Below are 19953 nucleotides of genomic sequence, written 5' to 3' on the forward strand. Positions count from 1 at the left end.
CATGTCCGGCAATCCGCATCAGGACACGCTCCTGCGCTTCGTCGACCTGCACCAGGCGGACCTGGCCGATCTGCACCGGCAGGCCCGCAGGCTCAGGGAGATGCTGCGCCGCAGGCCGCCCTGGCCCGAACCGCCGAAGCCGCCTCTGTCACGCGAGGCGCTCAGCGGCGACCTCGCCGGTGTCGAACGCCGCATCACGAAGCACGAGCGCCTCGTCGAACTCGCCCGGGACGCACGCGTCGGCGAGGTGCTGCGAGCCGTCGCCGACGACCCGGACCTCGCACGGGAGGCGGCGGCGGACCCGTCGGCCTTCGCGGCGGGACACGGCATCGACCTGCCCGACACCCTGGTCGTCACCGTGCTCGTCGCGGGCCGCGACGTGTCCGCCCGCTTCAGCAACCCCGACCCGGACATGCCCTTCGAAGTCGCCTGGACGCGGGACGGCTTCCAGGCGCCACCCGTGCCGGACGTACGCCGTGGCCGCGCGGCCGCCGAGCCCGTCTGAACGACCGAGGCGAGGGCCGTTCGGCCCGCTCCCGGGCGCCGCCCGGCCCCGACCGCTGCCCCGCCCGGCCATTGTGCCGCGCACCCGCCGAGGTGGACGCTGAGCACGTCAACGGCCGGGATCGGCGTCGCCGCAGGGTTCGGCAGCGCCGGGGAGGTGGCCGCGTCCGCCGCCGGGCGCGGCCCGGGGCGGCGCGGCAGGAAGGCACAGCGATGAACGTCATGACCATGTCCAGCACCCGCATGCTGCGGGCCCTGCCCGACGACCACCGGGCCCGTCTGCTGCGTGTCGCCCGTGAGGTCACCATTCCGCAGGACACCCGGCTCTTCGAGGAAGGCGGCCGCGCCAACCGGTTCTGGGTCGTCCGCTCCGGCACCGTCACCCTCGACATGCACGTGCCGGGGCGCCGCTCACCGGTGATCGAGTCGATCGGCTTCGACGAACTGGTCGGCTGGTCCTGGCTGTTCCCGCCGTACGTCTGGCAGCTCGGCGCCGTGGCGACGACTCCCGTGCGCGCCTACGAGTTCGACGCGACGGCGGTGCGGTCCCTCTGCGCGAGCGACCCTCGGCTCGGTGCGGCCGTCGCCCAGTGGGTCGGCAAGGTCCTCGCCCACCGGCTCCAGTCGGCCCGCACCCGGCTGCTCGACCTGTACGCGCCCTACGGCAGCGGTGGCCCGCGGTGACAGTCCGCGGCGATGACTGATGCCCCGCTAGTGGTGTGGCGGCGGGGGCGGGAGCGTGGCCGTGCTGGGGGTGGCCTCCGGCCAGACCAGGAGGACCGGGCACGGGGCGTGGTCGACGATGAAGCGGCTCGCGGGGCCGAGGCTGCGGGGGCCCAGGTGGGTGCGGTCGCCGTCGCGGGCCAGGACGAGCAGCTCGGCCCCTTCGGCGGCGGCCACGACCTCCCGCTCGGCGCGGCCGACGCGCTCGGTGCGCGTGCTGGGGCGACCGAGGCGTTCGGCCGCGGCGGCCAGGAGGCGTGCGGCGGAGGCGGCGGCGAGGTGTTCGACGGCGGTGCCGGGGTCGCGGTCGGGACGGGCCCGGCCGAGGAGTCCGGCGTACGCGCCGTGGGCCGCACCGGGCGCCTCAGGTCCCGTGACGTGCAGGAGCAGGATGTCGGCGTGCTCGGGCGCGTGGGCGCGGGCGGCGTCGACGCACGCGGGCCAGGTGCCTTCGACGACCCAGGCGATGACGGTCACGGTGTCAGCCTCCTCGCTTCCTGGCCCGGGGCTCCCGTGGCTCCCTTGGCCCGGGCCCATGGCTCTCCGGCTCTCCGGCTCCCTCAGCTTCCGATCACGAGCAGTGAGACCCACAGCGCCACCACCGAGGCCAGCAGCGCGGCGGGCACGGTGAGCAGGCCGAGCCGGGTGAACTCGCCCAGCTCCACGTCACTGTCGTGTTCGCGCACGATACGCCGCCACAGCAGGGTGGCCAGGGAACCCGCGTAGGTGAGATTGGGGCCGATGTTCACCCCGAGCAGCACCGCGAGGACGGCGCCGGGCCCTGTCGGGGAGGTCAGCGGAAGGAGCACAAGGACGGCGGGCAGGTTGTTGATGACGTTGGCCAGCACGGCGGCAAGGGCCGCGATGCCGAGCAGGGCGGCGAGCCCCGTGCCGTCGGGCACCACATGGCCCAGGGCGTCGGCGAGTCCGTTGTCGACGACCGCGCGGACCACGATGCCCAGGGCGAGGACGAAGGCGCAGAACGGCAGGGCCGCGGCACGCACCAGAGCGCTGGGAGTGGTGCGGCGCCGGACCAGGGCGCGGCCCCCGAGCGCGGCCGCGCCCGCCGCCGCTGCCCACGCCGGGTCGATCCCGGCCGCGGAGGTCACCACGAAACCCACCAGCGTGCAGGCCACCGTGGCCAGCGCGAACACCGGCACCTCGCGGGGTTCGGCGGCGGGCGGCGCCTCGGCCCCTGCGTCCAGGTCGGTGGCGAAGAACCGCCGGAGGACCACGTACTCGACCGCGATCGCGGCCACCCACGGCAGGGCCATCAGAGCGGCGAAGCGGGTGAAGCTCAGTCCGCTCGCGGCGAACGCGAGCAGATTGGTGAGGTTGGACACCGGGAGCAGCAGCGAGGCCGTGTTCGACAGGTGGGTGCAGGCGTACACGTGCGGCTTGGGCCGGGCGCCGAGCCGGGCCGCGGTGGCGAACACCACCGGCGTCAGCAGGACGACCGTGGCGTCCAGGCTGAGCACCGCGGTGATCAGCGAGGCGGCGCCGAAGACCTGCACCAGCAAGCGGCGCGGGCTCCCGGCCGCCCGCCGGGCCATCCAGGCACCACAGGCCTGGAACAGGCCCTCGTCGTCACAGAGCTGAGCCAGGATCAGCACGGCCGCCAGAAAGCCGATCACCGGCCCGAGGCGGGCGGCTTCGTCCGCCGCGTGGCCGAGCGAGATCGCCCCGGTGGCGATGACCGCCCCGGCGGCGGGGACGGCGACGACCGCCTCCGGCCAGCCCCACGGCCGGATCACCGCGCAGGCCAGGACCGCCAGGAGCAGGACGGCGGAGAGGGCTTCGGCGAGGGAGGCGTTCAGGAGCGGAGCCTTTCGGGAGGGGAGGGCAGCGCGCAGGGCGGGAGGGGAACAGCAGGACAGCATGATCCGCTGTCGTGTCATCCTCCAACTCTGCGGGGTTCCGCACTCTCCGCGGCCCTACGGCACTCCGCCGACGGTACGAACACGCCCTCCTGTCCGTTTGCACACCCTCGTCGCTCAGGCCAACGTCTCCTGAGGCTCGCCGCGGGCGGGCCTGTGGCCCGGCGAAGGCAGAGAGGATGACCACCCGGAACCACCCCGTCGACTCCGAACGCGTCGACTACGAACGCGTTGACTACGAACTCATCGAGGCGGCGGCGCACGTCGCCCGCACGCGCTGCCGGGGTGACGACCACACCATGGCGGCGGCCGCCCAGGGCGTCTACGACCTGGCCACGATCGTCGCCGTGGGCGACCGCGACCGGGGAGTCGTGCCTCCGTGCGGCCGCTGCCGTCAGGTCCTGCTCGACTGCTTCCCGGACCTTCAGGTCATCGTCGGCGCGGGGGAGCGCGTGCGCAGTGTGCCCATCACCGACCTGCTCCCCGAGAGCTATGTGTGGGCGGACCACCAGCTCGACGCGGATCGCGGGGCCGAGGGGGACCTTGACCGCGAGGGCGCGCCGGGGGAGTGACGCGCCGAGGCGGGGCATCTCCGGCCGCTGACACTCGGCGAAGGGCCGGACGCCGAGCCGCCACCCGGATCTCCTCGGTGCGCACCGGAGATCCGGCCCTCAGTTCTCCAACGACATGTAGAGACGCGTGCCTCGGGGGCGGAATCCGACCCGCTCGTAGACCCTGCGCGAGCCCTCGCCGCCGTACTCCAGCCACACCGAGTCCGCGCCCTTGGCGAACATCGCCTCGGCCAGGGACGCGGTGACGGCGGCGGCGATGCCTCGGCGCCGATGGGCGGGACGGGTGCCCACACCTGCCAGTTCCGCGGTGCCCAGGGCGGGCGCGGAGCAGGAGGCGGCTCCCGCGCAGCCGCCGTCGGCGGACCGTACGAAGCGGACGGCGCCACCCCGTTCCTGTGTGCGCCGCAGCCGTGCGGCGCCGTCCGGGCTCGGCGGGAACTCACCGCCGTACGCCTCGGCAAGGGCGATGTCGATTTCCGTGAAGTCGGCGTCGGTGGACGGGGTTTCGACAACGAGGCGTCCGTTGCGGGGGCCGGTGCGGGTGGCGGGGGTGCAGACGAGGTACTCGTGCACGGCTTCCGTGAGGAAGCCCGCCCGGCGCAGGGCGGGTGCCACGTCGGGCACCGTGTCCGGCGCGAACTCGAGGCGTGGCTTGAGACCGCGCTCGCGGAACGCGGCGATCAATGCCGCGACGTCCCGCTCGTCGGGTCGGGCGCCGGGCACCGGCGTCGCGTAGTTGACGTACGGGCTGGTGGTCGTGGGATCGATTCCCACGACGAAGCACGCCGTTTCGACCACCTCGGGTCGACGGCGAAGGTTGGTGACGGCGAAGCGCTGGACGTCGATGTCCATGGTGATGGTGACCTCACGCGGATGGCATGGCGAAGCGCGCTCCCGCCGCTGTGGCGGATCGTGGAGTCGCGCGGGGACAAGGCCGCGGTACGTCGGCACCGCGTCGTCGGGCCGCCGTGAGGATGCGGATACGACACCCGGAGGCCTGCCGCCCGGGAGGCGGCCGGCTCAGTGTCGTCGGCGGCCGCTGGGGGACGCCGTGATCAATGGCTTCAGTCCTTCGTCACGCGTGGATCGCATATGAGTGCGGTCCACGCTACCCCACCAGGTCAGGCTCCGGCCCGCCGCCCGGGTTCGCCTGACGCGGGTCGCCGGGAAGGGACGTGACCCGGCCGCGGGCGGCGAAGGAAAAGGCGGGACAGAAGGCGCCGGGCGATTTCCTTGTACTGTCGCCGGGACGCAACTCGCCCGTGCATATGGGAGTTGCGGGAGAACCGAGTGGGAGCTGTACCCATAGCGGTCGCTGAGCTAGGTTCTTCGCTACCTTCACGTGGCATGTATGCACCGTCCGCCGGTCGGTCGGGGACGGGCAGTTCCGGAATGGGGGATTCGGATCCGGAGCTCATCCTGAGCGGCTCGTCCGCGGGGAACATGCGCTGAAGGTACGGGGGCGGTCCCTCACCTGTGCAATCCCTCGAAGGGATTTTGTGAGGGTGAGTCAAGTGCTGTTGATTTCCCTCTCCCCGTCTCGATCCCGTTGATGTCTTTCCTCTATTGACGTGCAGTGACGAGGGAGTTGGATTCATTGCGTTCCTACAGAGTCTCGGAAGCGCAGAAAAGCCTATGGCTGGCTCAGAAGATCACGCCGGAGATGCCCATCATCCCCGCCTCACGATGGCTCATCGAGGGCGAGATCGATGAGCGGCTGCTGCGCACCGCGCTGCGGATCGTCTTCCGCGAGAACAGCGCGGCCCGGGTGAACTTCCGGCAGCTGGACGACGAGCTGCGGCAGGTGGTCCGAGAGGACGACGACTCCTGGGAGCCCTTCTTCCACGACGTGAGCGATGACGACGACCCCGAGGCGTCGGGCCGGGCCAGGGCCGCAGCCATCGAGCGGGAACCGTTCGACCTGGAGCGCGACCTCCTGTTCCGGGCCGGGATCATCCGGCTCTCCGCGTCGCGCCATCTGCTGATCCTCGCCGCCCACCACATCGTCGCCGACGGCTACACCCTGGGCCAGCTCCTGCCGCTCCGGACGGCGGAGTGCTATCGGGCCCTGCGGCAGGGCACGGCGATACCGGCCCGCCCGGAGAGCGGCCCGGAGGAGATCTACCTGGAGGACCTGCGCTATCGGAACTCCCCGCAATTCACCGAGGACGCCGCATTCTGGCAGAGCTATCTCGCGGACGCGCCCGAGGCACTTCGGCTTCCGGGGGAGCGGAGTTCGGACCGCCCCGCCGCACTGCACCGCACACTGGCGGTGTCCGCGGCGGACACAATCGCGTGGTTCAAAGCCGCCGCGTCCATCAACGTACGCATGCCCGCCTTTCTGACGGCGGCGGCCACCATCTTCTTCCGGCACCTCAGCGGCCGCCAGGACTTCACCTTCTCCATGACGGGCCTCGGCCGCACCGAAGCCGCGAGGTCTTTCTACGGCTCGCAGGCGACGCTTCTCCCCGTACGCGCGCACGCGCCGTTGTCGGCGCGGTTCCACGACGTGGCGCACGCGCTCTCCGACGAACTGCGGCGCGTGCGGGAGCATTCCACGCACCAGGTCTCCGATATCCGTCTCGGTGCCGGGGCGGCACTCGAGAAGGAGTCGGTCGCCAGCCCTTTCGGCGCCACCCTCAACATCCTTCCCTTCGTCAGGCCGGTCGATTTCGACGGCGCCAGGGCGTCCATGCAGCCCGGCTCGTCCTGGGGAGCGATCGACGACCTGCACTTCGGCATCTACTACGACGGCCGCGCCAGGAGTGACCTGCACGTCCGCGTGGACGCCAGCAGCACCTCGTACAGCGAGGACGACGTGGACCGTCTCGCCGCCACCCTGGTCGCCTTCGTCAACGGCGTGGCGCGCGATCCGCAGGCCGCGATCGGCTCGGTCGACGTCCTGGGGCCGGGGGAGCGCGAGCGGGTCCTCGGCGCGGTGAACGACACGGCGGTCGACACACCCGAGGTGACCGTTCCGGAGCTGGTGGCGCGGCGGGCGGCGGCCGCTCCGGAGGCGGTGGCGGTGGTCTTCGAGGACCAGCGGTTGACCTACGCGGAGTTGGAGGCGCGGGCCGATCGCCTTGCCCGCGAGCTGACCGGCCGCGGCGTGCGTCCCGAGACGCTCGTTGGCCTCGCGCTGCCGCGCTCGGCCGACCTGGTCGTGGCCATGCTGGCCGTCCTCAAGGCGGGCGGCGCCTACCTGCCGATCGACCCCAGATTCCCCAGCTCCCGCCTGGACTTCATCCTCGACGACGCCCGGCCCGCGCTCGTGCTCACCGACGCCGAGACCGCCGACGTCCTCCCGGGGGCGGGTACCCCGTACCTGCTGCTCGGTGACGTGGACTTCGCGAGCCCGGGCCCGGACGCCGAGCCGGCGTCGGCGCGTCCCGCGCAGGCCGCGTACGTGATGTACACCTCCGGCTCGACGGGCACGCCCAAGGGCGTGGTCATCACCCATCGCGAGGTCGTCAACGGTGTGCTGCGTCTGGCCGAGACGGTCGGTATCGACGCGGACACCCGCACCCTCGCCGCCACCTCGGTGAACTTCGACGTCTCCGTCTTCGAGACGATCACGACGCTCGCGCTGGGCGGCACCGTGGAGGTGGTGCCCGACATCCTGGCCGTCGCCGAACGCGGCGGCTGGGAGGGCGGCGTCCTCAGCACCGTCCCCTCCGCGCTCGCGGCGCTGCTCGACCGATGCGGCACGGACCTGCGGGCCGACGCCGTCGTGCTCGCGGGCGAGGCGCTCCCCGCCGCCCTCGTACGCCGTGTGCGCGCGGCCGTCCCCGGTGTGCGCGTCATCAACGCCTACGGCCAGACCGAGTCCTTCTACGCCACCGCCCACTCCGCCGACGAGAGCCGGACCGGCACCTCCAGCGCCCCGATCGGCACCCCCCTCGGGAACATGCGCGCCTACGTCCTGGGGCCCGGTCTGAGCCCCGTACCGCCCGGCGTCACAGGCGAGTTGTACGTGGCGGGGCGCGTCGCGCGCGGCTACCACGGGCGAGCCGCCCTGACCGCCGAGCGCTTCGTGCCCGACCCCTACGGGCCTTCCGGGGCCCGGATGTACCGCACGGGTGACCTCGCCCGCTGGAACGCCGACGGACAGCTCGACTACCTGGGCCGCGCCGACACCCAGATCAAGATCCGCGGCATCCGCGTCGAACCCGGCGAGGTCGAGGCCGCCCTCGTCGCCCACCCGGGTGTCGCCCAGGCCGCCGTCGTGGCCCACGAAGCGCACGGCTCACGGCAGTTGGTCGCCTATATCGTGCCGGTCGAGGGCGACGAAGGGGCGGCCTCCACGGAGCCGGAGTGGGAGCCGGAGCTGCGGGCCTTCGCCGCCGAGCGGCTGCCCGCGTACATGGTGCCCGCGCGGTTCGTCGGTCTCGACCGCCTGCCGCTGACCCCCAACGGCAAGCTCGACCACAAGGCGCTCCCGGCCCTCGAAGCGACCGGCAGCACCGCCCACCGGGCCCCGCGCACCCCGCAGGAGGAGGTGCTGACCGGTCTGTTCTCCGACGTCCTCGGGGTCGACGAGGTCGGCATCGACGACGACTTCTTCGACCTGGGCGGGCACTCCCTACTGGCGATGCGCCTGGCGGGCCGGATCCGCGCCGCCCTCGGCGCCGAAGTGGCGATCCGTGACGTCTTCGACTTCCCCACGGTGGCGCGCCTCGGCACGCGGGTGCGGGCGGGCCGGCGGGCGCGCACGGCGCTGCGCCGCCGGGACGACCGCCCGGACCGGATCCCGCTGTCGTACGGCCAGGACCGCCTGTGGTTCATCGACCGCTTCGAGGGGCCGTCGGCGACGTACAACATCCCCATGAGCCTGCGGCTGCACGGAGCCCTGGACACCGGTGCCCTGGCCGCGGCGGTGGCGGACGTGGTCGTGCGCCACGAGATCCTGCGCACGGTCTACGGCCTTGACGCGCACGGCGTGCCGTTCCAGCGGGTCCTGGACGCGGCGGAGGCCCGTACGCGCCTGGACCTCGCCGTCGACGAGACGGCTGAAGCGGACGTGGACGAGGCGCTGGCACGGGCCGCCCAGTACCGCTTCGACCTGGGCGTGGACCTGCCGGTGCGGGTGCGGATCCTGCGCTGCGCGCCCCAGGCGCACGTCCTGTCCCTGGTGGTCCATCACATCGCGGGGGACGGCCAGTCGTTCGCGCCGCTGTTCCGCGACCTCTCCACGGCGTACGCCGCGCGGGTCCGGGGCGAGGAGCCGCACTGGCACGACCAGCCGTTGCAGTACGCCGACTACGCGCTGTGGCAGCGCGACGAGCTGGGCGACCCGGGTGACGCGGACAGCCTCCTGGCCCGTCAGGCCGCGTACTGGCAGCAGGAACTGGACGGGGTGCCGCAGCCCCTTGCGCTGCCCGCCGACCGGCCGCGGCCCGCCCGCCCCAGCCACCGCGGCGACCGCGTCGAGTTCACCGTCGACACGGAGCTGCTCGGCGCGGCCGAGGCCCTTGCGCGCGGCCGGGGCGTCACGGTCTCGATGGTGATGCAGTCGGCCCTGGCCGCGCTGCTGCACCAACTGGGCGGTGGCCAGGACATCCCGATCGGCTCGCCGATCGCGGGCCGCACCGACGACGCCGCGGACGGCATGGTCGGCTTCTTCGCCAACACCTGGGTGCTGCGCGCGGACCTCTCCGGCACCCCCTCCTTCGAGGACCTCCTCGCCCAGGTCCAGCGCAAGGCCCTGGCCGCGTACGACAACCAGGACGCGCCCTTCGAGCGCCTGGTGGAACTCCTCAACCCCGAGCGCTCCACCTCCTACCACCCGCTCTTCCAGGTCATGCTCGGCTGGCAGAACACCGACCGGGCCGAACTCGACCTGCCCGGCATCGACCGCACGGAGGTCATCTGGGCCAGGACCGGCACGGCCCGCTTCGACCTGTACGTCCACCTCGTCCAGACCGACACGGAGCACGGCGCCGAGGTCCGAGGCGCCATCGAGTACGCCACCGACCTGTTCGACGCCTCCACGGTGCGGCGCCTCACCGACGGGTTCGTGCGCGTCCTGCGCCACATGGTCGCGGAGCCCCGGGCCCGCGCGGCCACGACCGACCTCCTGGCACCGGACGAGCGGCGAGCGGTCCTCGGCGCGGTGAACGACACCTCGGTCGAGCGGCCCGAGCTGACCGTTCCGGAGCTGGTGGCGCGGCGAGTGGCGGCCGCTTCGGAGGCGGTGGCGGTGGTCTTCGAGGACCAGCGGTTGACCTACGCGGAGTTGGAGGCGCGGGCCGACCGTCTGGCCCGCGAGCTGACCGGCCGCGGCGTGCGCCCCGAGACCGTCGTGGGCCTCGCGCTGTCCCGCTCGGCCGACCTGGTCGTGGCCATGCTGGGCATCCTCAAGGCGGGCGGCGCCTATCTGCCGATCGACCCCAGATTCCCCAGCTCCCGCCTGGACTTCATCCTCGACGACGCCCGGCCCGCCCTCGTCCTCACCGAGGAGGGCACCGCCGACGTCCTGCCGGAGACCGACACCCCGCGCCTGCTGTTCGGCGACGTGGACTTCGCAGGGCCCGGCCCGGACGTCGTGCCCGCCTCCGCCCGCCCCGCGCAGGCCGCGTACGTGATGTACACCTCCGGCTCGACGGGCACGCCCAAGGGCGTGGTCATCACCCATCGCGAGGTCGTCAACGGCGTCCTCGGCCTGGCCGACGTCATCGGCATCGACGCGGGAACCCGCACCCTCGCCGGTACCTCGGTCAACTTCGACGTCTCCGTCTTCGAGACGATCACGACGCTCGCCAGGGGCGGCACCGTCGAGGTGGTGCCCGACATCCTGGCCGTCGCCGAACGCGGCGGCTGGGAGGGCGGCGTCATCAGCGCCGTGCCCTCCGTCCTCTCCGCGTTCCTCGACCGGTGCGGTACGAACGTCCGCGCCGACGCAGTCGTCACGGGCGGCGAGGCGCTCCCCGCCGCCCTCGTACGCCGCGTGCGCGAGGCCATCCCCGGCGTACGCGTCATCAACCCCTACGGCCAGACCGAGTCCTTCTACGCCACCGCCTCCACCACGGAAGCTGACTGGCTGGAAGCGGCGAACGCGCCCATCGGCAGACCTCTGGGGAACATGCGCACCTATGTGCTCGGCCCCGGACTGACCCCCGTACCGCCGGGCGTGACCGGCGAGTTGTACGTGGCGGGGCCCCTGGCGCGCGGCTACCTCGGGCGTCCGGACCTGACCGCCGAGCGCTTCGTGCCCGATCCGTACGGGCCTTCCGGGGCCCGGATGTACCGCACGGGTGACCTCGCCCGCTGGAACGCCGACGGACAGCTCGACTACCTGGGCCGCGCCGACACCCAGATCAAGATCCGCGGCATCCGCGTCGAACCCGGCGAGGTCGAGGCCGCCCTCGTCGCCCACCCGGGTGTCGCCCAGGCCCTGGTCGCCGTCAGCAAGGACCGGGCCGGCGACCCGCGCCTGGTGGGCTACGTGGTGCCCGTCGACACCGGCACGGACGGCATCGGCGGCGTGCAGAGCCTCGGCGAGATGGACGTGGACCTGGCGGCCGCGGTGTCGGCGCGCGAGCTGCGCAGGTTCGCGGCCACCAGGCTGCCGGAGTTCATGGTGCCGTCCGTGTTCGTGCTGCTCGACCGGTTCCCGCTGACCCCGACCGGCAAGGTCGACGCCAAGGCGCTGCCCGCGCCGGAGTTCGCCGCGGGCGCCTACCGCGCCCCGAGCACCCCCGTCGAAGAGATCCTGGCCGCCGTGTACGCGGAAGTGCTCGGCCGGGAACGGATCGGCGTGAACGACGACTTCTTCGCCGTCGGCGGCGACAGCATCCGCTCGATCCAGGTCGTCTCCCGCGCCAAGGCGCGGGGCGTCGAGGTCACACCCCGGCAGATCTTCGAATGCCGCACCGTGGCCGCCCTCGCCGAGACGGCAGGGCACGGCCAGGGCACGTCCGCCCTCGAAGAGCTGGACGGCGGCGGCGTGGGCTTCATGCCGCTCCTTCCGGCGGGCCGCCATCTGCTGGAACTCAGCGGCGGCCACGACCGGTTCGCCATGGCCACGACGGTGGACCTGCCCGTCGGCATCGACGCGGCAGGCCTGGTCGCGACGGTGGCCGCGGTCCTCGACCGGCACGACGTCCTGCGCTCGACCCTGGTGACCGGGGAGGAGACGGGCATCGAGGTGGCCGCGCCCGGCACGGTCGACGCGGCGGCCCTGATCCACCGGGTGCCCTGCGACGGCGTGTGGGACGAGGCCTGGCAGGAACGCGCGCGGACCGAAGCGGACGCCGCCGCGGGCCGCCTCGCTCCCGCGGCCGGTGCGATGGTCAGGCTCGTGTGGTTCGACGCGGGCCCGAAGACCGCCGGGCGCCTCACCCTCGTCCTCCAGCACCTGGTCGTCGACGGCGTCTCCTGGCGCGTCCTGCTCCCGGACCTGGCCGCCGCCTGGCGCGAGGTCCGCGACGGCCGCACCCCGCGCCTGCCCGAGGTCGCCACGTCGGTGCGCCGGTGGGCCCACGCCCTGACCGAAGAGGCGGCCGCGCCCTGGCGCACCGGTGAGCTCGCCCTGTGGCGCCGGATCCTCGCCGATCCCGACCCCGACCTGGGGCCGCGCCCCTTCGACCCGGCCGTCGACGTGACCTCCACGGTCCGGCACGTGCACCTGGACCTGCCGGCGCCCCTCACCCGGGCGCTGCTCACCACCCTGCCGACGGCGTTCCGCAGCGGCGTCAACGACGGCCTGCTGACCGCCCTCGCCCTGGCCGTGGCCCGGTGGCGCGAGCGGCGCGGCACCGGCGATGCGTCGCTCCTGCTCGGCCTCGAAGGCCACGGCCGCGAGGAGGCGGCCGTTCCCGGCGCCGACCTGTCCCGCACCGTGGGCTGGTTCACCAGCATGTTCCCGGTCCGCCTCGACGTGCGCGGAGCCGATCTCGACGAGGCCTTCGCGGGCGGCGCGGCCGCAGGTGACGCCATCAAGGCCGTCAAGGAACAGCTCGCGGCCATCCCCGACAAGGGCATCGGCTACGGCCTGCTCCGCCACCTCAACCCCGACACCGCCGAGGTCCTGCGGCGGTACTCCACCGGACAGATCTCCTTCAACTACCTGGGCCACCTCACCGCGGCCGGGAACATGCCCGACGACCTCCACGGCCTGGGCTTCACCACCAGCGCGGGCACCACGGGCCTGATACCGGCGCCGGACGCCGACATGCCCGCCTTCGCCACCCTGGACATCAACGCCTACGTCAGCGACACCCCCCAGGGCCCCCGCCTCAGGGCACGCGTCGGCTACCCCGAGCACCTGCTCCGCCACGACGACGTACAGGAACTCACGGACCTGTGGCAGCGGGCCCTCGAAGCCCTCGCCGAGCACAGCACCCGGCCGGAGGCGGGCGGCCTCACCCCCTCCGACACCGGCCTCGTCGACATCGGCCAGGACGAACTCGACAGGTGGGAACGGCGCTACCGGGGCCTCGCGGACGTGTGGCCCCTGACCCCGATGCAGTCAGGACTGCTCTTCCACAGCCTGCTCACCGGCAGGACGTCCTTCGACGCCTACCACATGCAGCTCGCCTTCCACCTGTCCGGCCCGGTGGACCCCGAGCGCATGCGCGCCGCCGGACAGGCCCTGCTCGACCGGTACCCGAACCTCGGCGCGGCCTTCGCCCAGAACGAGTCCGGGGAGTGGCGCCAACTCGTCCCGCGCGAGGTGCGGTTGCCCTGGCGTCTCGTGGACCTGAGCACCCTGGCCGCGGCGGAGCGCGACGAGGAGCTGAAGCGGTTCCTGGCCGCCGACCACGGCGCCCACTTCGACCCCGCCGCGCCCCCGCTCCTCCGGCTCACCCTGGTCAAGCTGGAGGCGGAGCGCTGGGAACTGGTCCTGACCGCCCATCACGTACTGTTCGACGGCTGGTCGATGCCGCTCCTGATGCAGGAGCTGCCGCGCCTGTACGCCGCCGCGGGCGACGGCACGGCGCTGCCCCCGGTGCGCGGCTACCGTGACTTCCTCGCCTGGCTCGCCGGGCAGGACCGGGAGGCGGCCGCCCGCGCCTGGGCCGAGGAACTGGCCGACCTGGAGGAGCCCACCCTGCTGGCCCCCGACGCACCGGCGGACGGGCACAGCGCGGGCATCGGGATGCTCGAAGTGCCCCTGTCCGCGCAGACGGCACGTGATCTCGCCCGGACGGCGACCGAGACGGGCGTCACGGTCAGCACCCTGCTCCAGGGAGCCTGGGCGGTGCTCCTCGCCGGTCTGACGGGGCGGCGGGACGCGGTGTTCGGCACCTCCGTCTCCGGCCGCCCGCCCGAGCTCTCCGGCGCCGACTCGATGGTGGGCCTGTTCATCAACACCCTGCCGGTGTACGTCGACTGCGACCCCGGGCGGACCCTGCGCGAGGTCCTCACCGCACTGCACCGGCGCCAGGGCGTCCTGCTCGACCACCAGCACCACGGCCTCCTCGACATCCAGCAGTCCCTCGGCCTCAGCACCCTCTTCGACACGATGGTGGTCCTGGAGTCGTACCCCGTCGACGGCGCGGGCATCACCGAGGCGACCACGGCCGCCGGGGTGGAGATCACCGGCCTGAGCCCGCTCAGCGGCACCCACTACCCGATGATGGTCGTCGCCCTCGCCGAACCCCATCTGAAGGTGGGCATCCAGTACCAGCACCACCTCTTCGAACGCGACCGGGCCGGTGCCGTCGCCGCCGCGTACGCGGAGGTCCTGCGCCGCCTCGCCACCGACCCCGACACCCCGGTGGGCGCGGTGGACGTCGTCGCCCGGACCCCGGACGGACAGCTCGTCCGCGCGGGCTCCCGGGCCGGAAACCGCGGTGGCCGCGGCGGACCCGGGACCGCCCCGGCCGCCCGCCCCGGCGACGGCCGGACCGCGCGGGACCCGCGCACCCCGCAGGAAGAGCTGCTGTGCGGCCTGTTCGCCGAGGTGCTCGGCCTGGACCGGGTCGGCGTCGACGACGACTTCTTCGACCTGGGCGGACACTCCCTGCTCGCCACCCGCCTGGCCGGACGGGTCCGCTCCGTCCTCGGCGTGGAGGTGCCGCTGCGCGTCCTGTTCGCCGCCCCCACGGTCGCCGAACTCGTCGAGCACCTGCCCAAGGGCGCCCGCGCCCGGCTCGCGCTGCGGCGCACCGCGCGGCGCCCCGACGCGGTTCCGCTCTCCTTCGCGCAGCGTCGGCTGTGGTTCCTCGACAAGTTCGAGGCGGACAAGACCACGTACCACGCGCCGTTCCCGCTGCGCCTGACCGGCACGGTGGACGTGCCCGCGCTCACCGCGGCCCTGCGCGACGTGGTGGTGCGCCACGAGAGCCTGCGCACCGTGTTCCCCGAGGACGCCGCGGGCGAGCCGCGCCAGCACGTCCTGGACGCCGGACCGCTCGCCGTCGACCTGCCCGTCGTCGACGTGGCGCCGCAGGACCTGGAGGAGGCGCTGGCCGCGAGGACCGCGCGCCCCTTCGACCTGGCCGCGGAGATCCCGCTCCACGCCACGCTGCTGCGCCTGGCCGAGCAGGACCACGTCCTGCTCCTGATGATCCATCACATCGCGGCCGACGGCGAGTCGTTCGCCCCGCTCGTCCGGGACCTGTCCGCCGCCTACGCCGCCCGGCTGCGCGGCGAGCCGCCGCGCTGGCGGGAGCTGCCCGTGCAGTACGTCGACTACACCCTGTGGCAGCACGAGCTGCTGGGCTCCGAGAGCGACCCCGACAGCCTCCTGGCCGCACAGGTCGACTACTGGAAGGAGGAGTTGACGGGCCTCCCACAGCCCCTCCAGCTGCCCGCCGACCGCCCGCGGCCCCTCGTCGCGAGCCACCGGGGAGACGTGGTGGAGTTCGCGCTCGACCCGCGCACCGCGGCCGCCGTGGAGGAACTGGCGCGCAGCCGCTCCGCCACCGCGTCCATGGTGCTCCAGTCCGCGCTCACCGTGCTCCTGCACGCGCACGGCGCGGGCGACGACATCGCCATCGGTTCCCCCATCGCCAACCGCACCGACGACAACCTCACCGAACTCATCGGCTTCTTCGTCAACACCTGGGTCCTGCGCGCCGACGTGGCGGGCAACCCCGCCTTCCTCGACCTGCTCGACCAGGTACGCGCCAAGTCCCTCGGCGCGTACGACCACCAGGACGTGCCGTTCGAGCGCCTGGTGGACATCGTCAGCGCCGAGCGGTCCACGGCCTACGCGCCGCTGACCCAGGTGGTCCTCGCCTGGCAGAACTTCGCCCGGGAGGACTTCGCGCTGCCCGGCCTGCGGGTGGGCCTGGAGCCGCTGCGCACCGCCACCGCCAAGTTCGACCTGTTCTTCAACCTGGCGGCGCTGCCGGGCCACGGCATCGTCGGGCACCTCGAATACGCCACGGACCTCTTCGACCGCGCCACGGCCGAGCGCCTCGCCGACCGTTTCGTCCGGGTCGTGGAACAGCTCGTGGCCGACCCCGCGCAGCGCGTCGGCGCGGTGGACGTCCTGGAGGAGAGGGAGCTGCGGTGTCTGCGGGAGTGGTCCCGCGCGGGCGGCCCCGGCGCCCCGGTCCCCGACCTGACCGTGCCGCAGGTCTTCGAGGCGACGGCGGCCGCGCACCCGGACCGGCCCGCCGTCACCTCAGACGCGGTGACGGTCGACTACGCGCGGCTGAACGCGGCGGCCAACCGTCTAGCCCGGCTGCTGCGCGCGCACGGCGCACGCCCCGGCCGGACGCTGGCGGTGGCACTGCCCCGCTCCACCGACCTGGTCGTCACGATCCTCGCGATCCTGAAGACCGGCGCCGCGTACGTGCCGGTCGACCCGGGCCACCCGGCCGACCGCGTCGCGTACACGCTCGCCGACGCCCGGCCCGAACTCGTCGTCACCGACGCCGCGTTCGCCGACCGGGTGCCGGAGGGGCCGCGCCTGCTCATCGACGCCCCCGACACCGACGCGGCCCTCGCCGCGCTGCCCGCCCACGACCTGGACGCGGCCGAGCGCGGCACCCTCGGCCCGGACGACGCCGCCTACGTCATCTACACCTCGGGCTCCACGGGCCGCCCCAAGGGCGTCCTGGTCACGCACCGCAACGTGCTGAGCCTGATGACCCGTACACGGGACCTGTTCGGCTTCGGCGCCGACGACGTGTGGACGATGTTCCACTCGCCCGCCTTCGACTTCTCGGTGTGGGAGCTGTGGGGACCGCTGCTGCACGGCGGCCGCCTCGTGACCGTCCCGCACGACGTCGGACGGTCGCCGGAGGACTTCCTGGCGCTGCTCGCGCGCGAGCGGGTCACGGTGCTCAACCAGACCCCGTCGGCCTTCTACCAGCTGATCCGCGCGGACCGGGAGAACCCCGGCCCGGGACGGAGCCTCGCCCTGCGCACCGTCGTGTTCGGCGGCGAGGCACTGGACCTGCCGCGTCTCACCGAGTGGTACGAGCGGCACGCCGCCGACGCCCCGCGCCTGGTGAACATGTACGGCATCACGGAGACCACCGTGCACGTCACCCACGGCCCGCTCGACCCGGACCTGGTGCGCGGCGCCGCGGGCTCCGCGATCGGCGTCGGCCTGCCCGGCCTGGACGTACGGCTCCTCGACGGGGCGCTGCGGCCCGTGCCCGCCGGTGTCGTGGGCGAGATGTACGTGGGTGGTGACCAGGTGGCGCGCGGCTACCTCAACCGCCCGGACCTGACGGCGGCGCGGTTCGTCGCCGACCCGTCCGGACCGCCCGGCAGCCGCCTGTACCGCTCCGGCGACCTGGCCCGGTGGACGCCCCGGGGGCAGCTGGAGTACGCCGGGCGCTCGGACGACCAGATCAAGCTCCGCGGCTTCCGGATCGAGCCCGGCGAGGTCGAGGCGGCGCTGCTCGCCCGCGCCGACGTGGCCGACGCACGGGTCGTCGTCCGGGTCGACTCCGCAGGGGACAAGGCCCTGACGGCCTACGCGGTCCCGGCGGGTCCCGAGGGCCTGCCCGAGCCCGCCGTGCTCCGCGCCGAGCTGCGTGCCGTCCTGCCCGACTACATGGTCCCCGCGGCCTTCGTACCGCTCGACTCCATCCCGCTGACCGGCAACGGCAAGCTGGACCGCGCCGCCCTGCCCGCGCCCGCGCGCACTGCTTCGGGCCCCGCGGCCGCGCGGCCCACCAGCACCCTGGAGCTCCACGTCGTCCGCGCCTGGGCCCGGGTCCTGGACACGGACCCGTACGGCGTCGGCGTCGACGACGACTTCTTCGACGCCGGGGGAGACTCCTTCAAGGCGGTCACGCTGGCCCGTGCCATCGGCCAGGGACTGCCCGTGGTGGAGGTCTTCAAGAACCCCACACCACGACAACTGGCGGCGCGCCTCGCCTCGTTGGAGGCGGCGCAGGGAACGCCCGCGCTGCTGCACCGCCTCACACCCGGGCGCGACGCGGACAACGGCCCCGGGCACACCGTGGTCTGCATCCCCTACGGCGGCGGCAACGCCACCGCCTACCAGCCCCTCGCCGGGCGGCTTCCCGCCGACGTCGACCTCTGGGCCGCCGAGCTGCCGGGGCACGATCCGGTGCGCCCCGACGAGCCCCTTGAGCCCTGGGCCGAGACCGCCGAGCGCGTGGCGAAGGAGATCGCGGAGACGGTGCGCGGGCGGTACACCCTGTACGGACACTGCGCCGGCACGTTCTTCGCCGTCCTCGTCGCCCGCCTGCTGGAGGACAGGGGAGCCGCCCCGTCGCGGATCGTCCTGGGCGCCGCCTTCCCGCAGGACGCACCGAGCGACGACCAGTTGACGGAAGCGGCGGGTGACGACGACCTCTTCGCGGGCCTGAGCGCCATCGGCGGCTTCTCCGGCGCCCTGGACGACAGGGACCGGCGCCGCGTCCTGGCCGTCGTCCGCCACGACATGCTGGAGGGCTCGCGCTTCCACCGCGAGGCCACCGGCGGCTTCGAGCGGCTGCGCACCCCGGTGCGCGTCGTGATCGGCGGCGCGGACCCGCTCACCGACGGCTACGCGACCGGTTACCGGGCCTGGGAGCACTACGCCCACGACGTGACGCTGGACGTCATCGAGGACGCGGGACACTACTTCGTCAAGGACCGGGCCGAGGAGGTGGCACGGCTGGTCATCGATCAGTGAGGCGTCGCCGCCGGGGCGTCCGCGCCCCGGCGGCAGTAACCCTTCTGGAAGGCCGCCCAGAAGGGTTCGTCGAGCCCCGCGTCGACGAGGGGGTTCCAGTTGGTGTGGGCCACGAGCTGGCGGTGCCCGTCGCGGCTGTTGAGGGCGAAGGTCAGGTACCCGGGCGCGCTGCCCCCGTGGCCGTACGCGGGCCCGCAGTCCGTGGCGTAGACGTACATCCCCAGGCCGTAGCCGACCGCGGGCCGAGGGCTGCCCGTCGTGGGCACGGTGTCGTCCAGCATCCGCCGCAGGATCGCCGGGGGCAGCAGGCGTCCGCGCAGCAGGGCCCGGTAGAAGCGGGCGACGTCGGCCGCGGTGGTCACGATCGCGCCCGACGCCCCGGCTTCGGAGGGGCTGATGGAGGTGACGTCGTAGCGGGTGGGGTCGGGCACGTTCGGCAGCAGCCGCGATACGTCCGCGTAGCCGTGCACATGTGGCCCGTCGATCGTGGTGTCCGCCAGGGGGTACGAGGTGTCCCGCAGGCCCAGCGGCTTGAGGACGCGGCGTTCGAGGTTGGTGCGCAGGTCGCGGTCGGTGACCCGCTCGACGATCAGGTCGAGCAACAGGTAGTTGGTGTTGGAGTACCGGAACCGGGTGCCGGGGGTCGGGAAGTACCGGGGCCCCGCGAGGCCGATGGCGATCAGCTGGTCGCGCGGCCAGTACTGGTCGAGGCTTTCGAAGTGGGGGATCAGCCCGTCGAGGTAGTCGTACAGGCCGCTCGTGTGGTTGAGCAACTGGCGGACGGTGACGGGCGCGCCGGACAGCGCGTTGTCGGCGCGGACCTGGTCGGGGAGCAGCCGCTGCACGGTGTCGTCGAGGCGCAGCCGGTGCTCGGCCACGAGTTGCAGGACGACCGTCGCGGTGAAGGTCTTGGTGAGGCTTCCGGAACGGAACCTCAGGTCCGGACGCATCGCGGCACCCGTGGCCCGGTCCGCGACGCCGGCCGCGCCGAAGCGGGTCCGCTCGCCGTCGCGGGCGAGCAGGAAGGCACCCGGATTGGGGTGCGGATCGGCCACCACCCGGTCGACCAGTTCCTGGAGAGCCGGATCACGGGAGGCGCGGGCCTGACCGCCGGGGGCCGCGTCGGCCGCGGCCACCCCGGACGGCGGCAGGAAGGAGAGCGCAAGCGCCGTTCCCAGTAAGCGGGTTGTGCGGCGTCGCGTCATCGAGATCATCAAGGGCC

Annotated in this window: 8 protein-coding genes; 4 read left to right on the forward strand and 4 right to left on the reverse strand. The window is 73.5% G+C overall.

Annotated elements, in window-relative coordinates; translation table 11 throughout:
* Position 1 precedes the first annotated feature (1 nt).
* Together CP982_RS38745 and CP982_RS38750 are read left to right on the forward strand one after the other, a co-directional pair.
* Positions 2 to 505 carry a hypothetical protein gene (locus tag CP982_RS38745; RefSeq protein WP_150514771.1) on the forward strand — a complete coding sequence of 168 codons (504 nt, stop codon included), beginning with the start codon at positions 2 to 4 and terminating at the stop codon, positions 503 to 505.
* Between the two features lie 212 nt (positions 506 to 717).
* The gene (locus CP982_RS38750) at positions 718 to 1188 is read left to right on the forward strand and encodes a Crp/Fnr family transcriptional regulator (RefSeq protein ID WP_184924857.1); all 471 of its coding nucleotides are present in this window, start codon (positions 718 to 720) and stop codon (positions 1186 to 1188) included.
* A gap of 27 nt (positions 1189 to 1215) precedes the next feature.
* Here CP982_RS38750 and CP982_RS38755 read toward each other — a convergent pair whose 3' ends face one another.
* Positions 1216 to 1704, reverse strand: a complete 489-nt coding sequence (locus tag CP982_RS38755; RefSeq protein ID WP_150514772.1) for a universal stress protein — start codon at positions 1702 to 1704, stop codon at positions 1216 to 1218.
* Positions 1705 to 1787: 83 nt separating this feature from the next.
* A complete protein-coding gene (locus CP982_RS38760) occupies positions 1788 to 3044 on the reverse strand; it encodes an SLC13 family permease (protein ID WP_150515948.1) in 1257 nt (418 codons plus the stop codon).
* 239 nt (positions 3045 to 3283) lie between these two features.
* Here CP982_RS38760 and CP982_RS38765 point away from each other — a divergent pair, with 239 nt between their 5' ends.
* Entirely contained in the window at positions 3284 to 3676 is a 393-nt protein-coding gene (locus CP982_RS38765) for a cytidine/deoxycytidylate deaminase family protein (protein WP_150514773.1), read from the forward strand.
* Between the two features lie 99 nt (positions 3677 to 3775).
* Here CP982_RS38765 and CP982_RS38770 read toward each other — a convergent pair whose 3' ends face one another.
* The gene (locus CP982_RS38770; RefSeq protein ID WP_150514774.1) at positions 3776 to 4528 is read right to left on the reverse strand and encodes a GNAT family N-acetyltransferase; all 753 of its coding nucleotides are present in this window, start codon (positions 4526 to 4528) and stop codon (positions 3776 to 3778) included.
* Positions 4529 to 5252: 724 nt separating this feature from the next.
* Between CP982_RS38770 and CP982_RS38775 the strand changes: the two genes are divergently transcribed.
* Positions 5253 to 18731, forward strand: coding sequence for a non-ribosomal peptide synthetase (locus CP982_RS38775; RefSeq protein ID WP_150514775.1), 13479 nt, complete (start codon positions 5253 to 5255; stop codon positions 18729 to 18731).
* Here the strand turns inward: CP982_RS38775 and CP982_RS38780 are convergent.
* On the reverse strand, positions 18725 to 19936 hold the full coding sequence (locus tag CP982_RS38780) for a serine hydrolase domain-containing protein (RefSeq protein ID WP_242785941.1): 1212 nt from the start codon (positions 19934 to 19936) through the stop codon (positions 18725 to 18727). The genes CP982_RS38775 and CP982_RS38780 overlap by 7 nt on opposite strands.
* Positions 19937 to 19953: the final 17 nt, after the last annotated feature.

Origin of the sequence: Streptomyces spectabilis (genome assembly GCF_008704795.1) — a bacterium.
In the GTDB taxonomy this organism is placed as follows: Bacteria; Actinomycetota; Actinomycetes; order Streptomycetales; family Streptomycetaceae; genus Streptomyces; species Streptomyces spectabilis.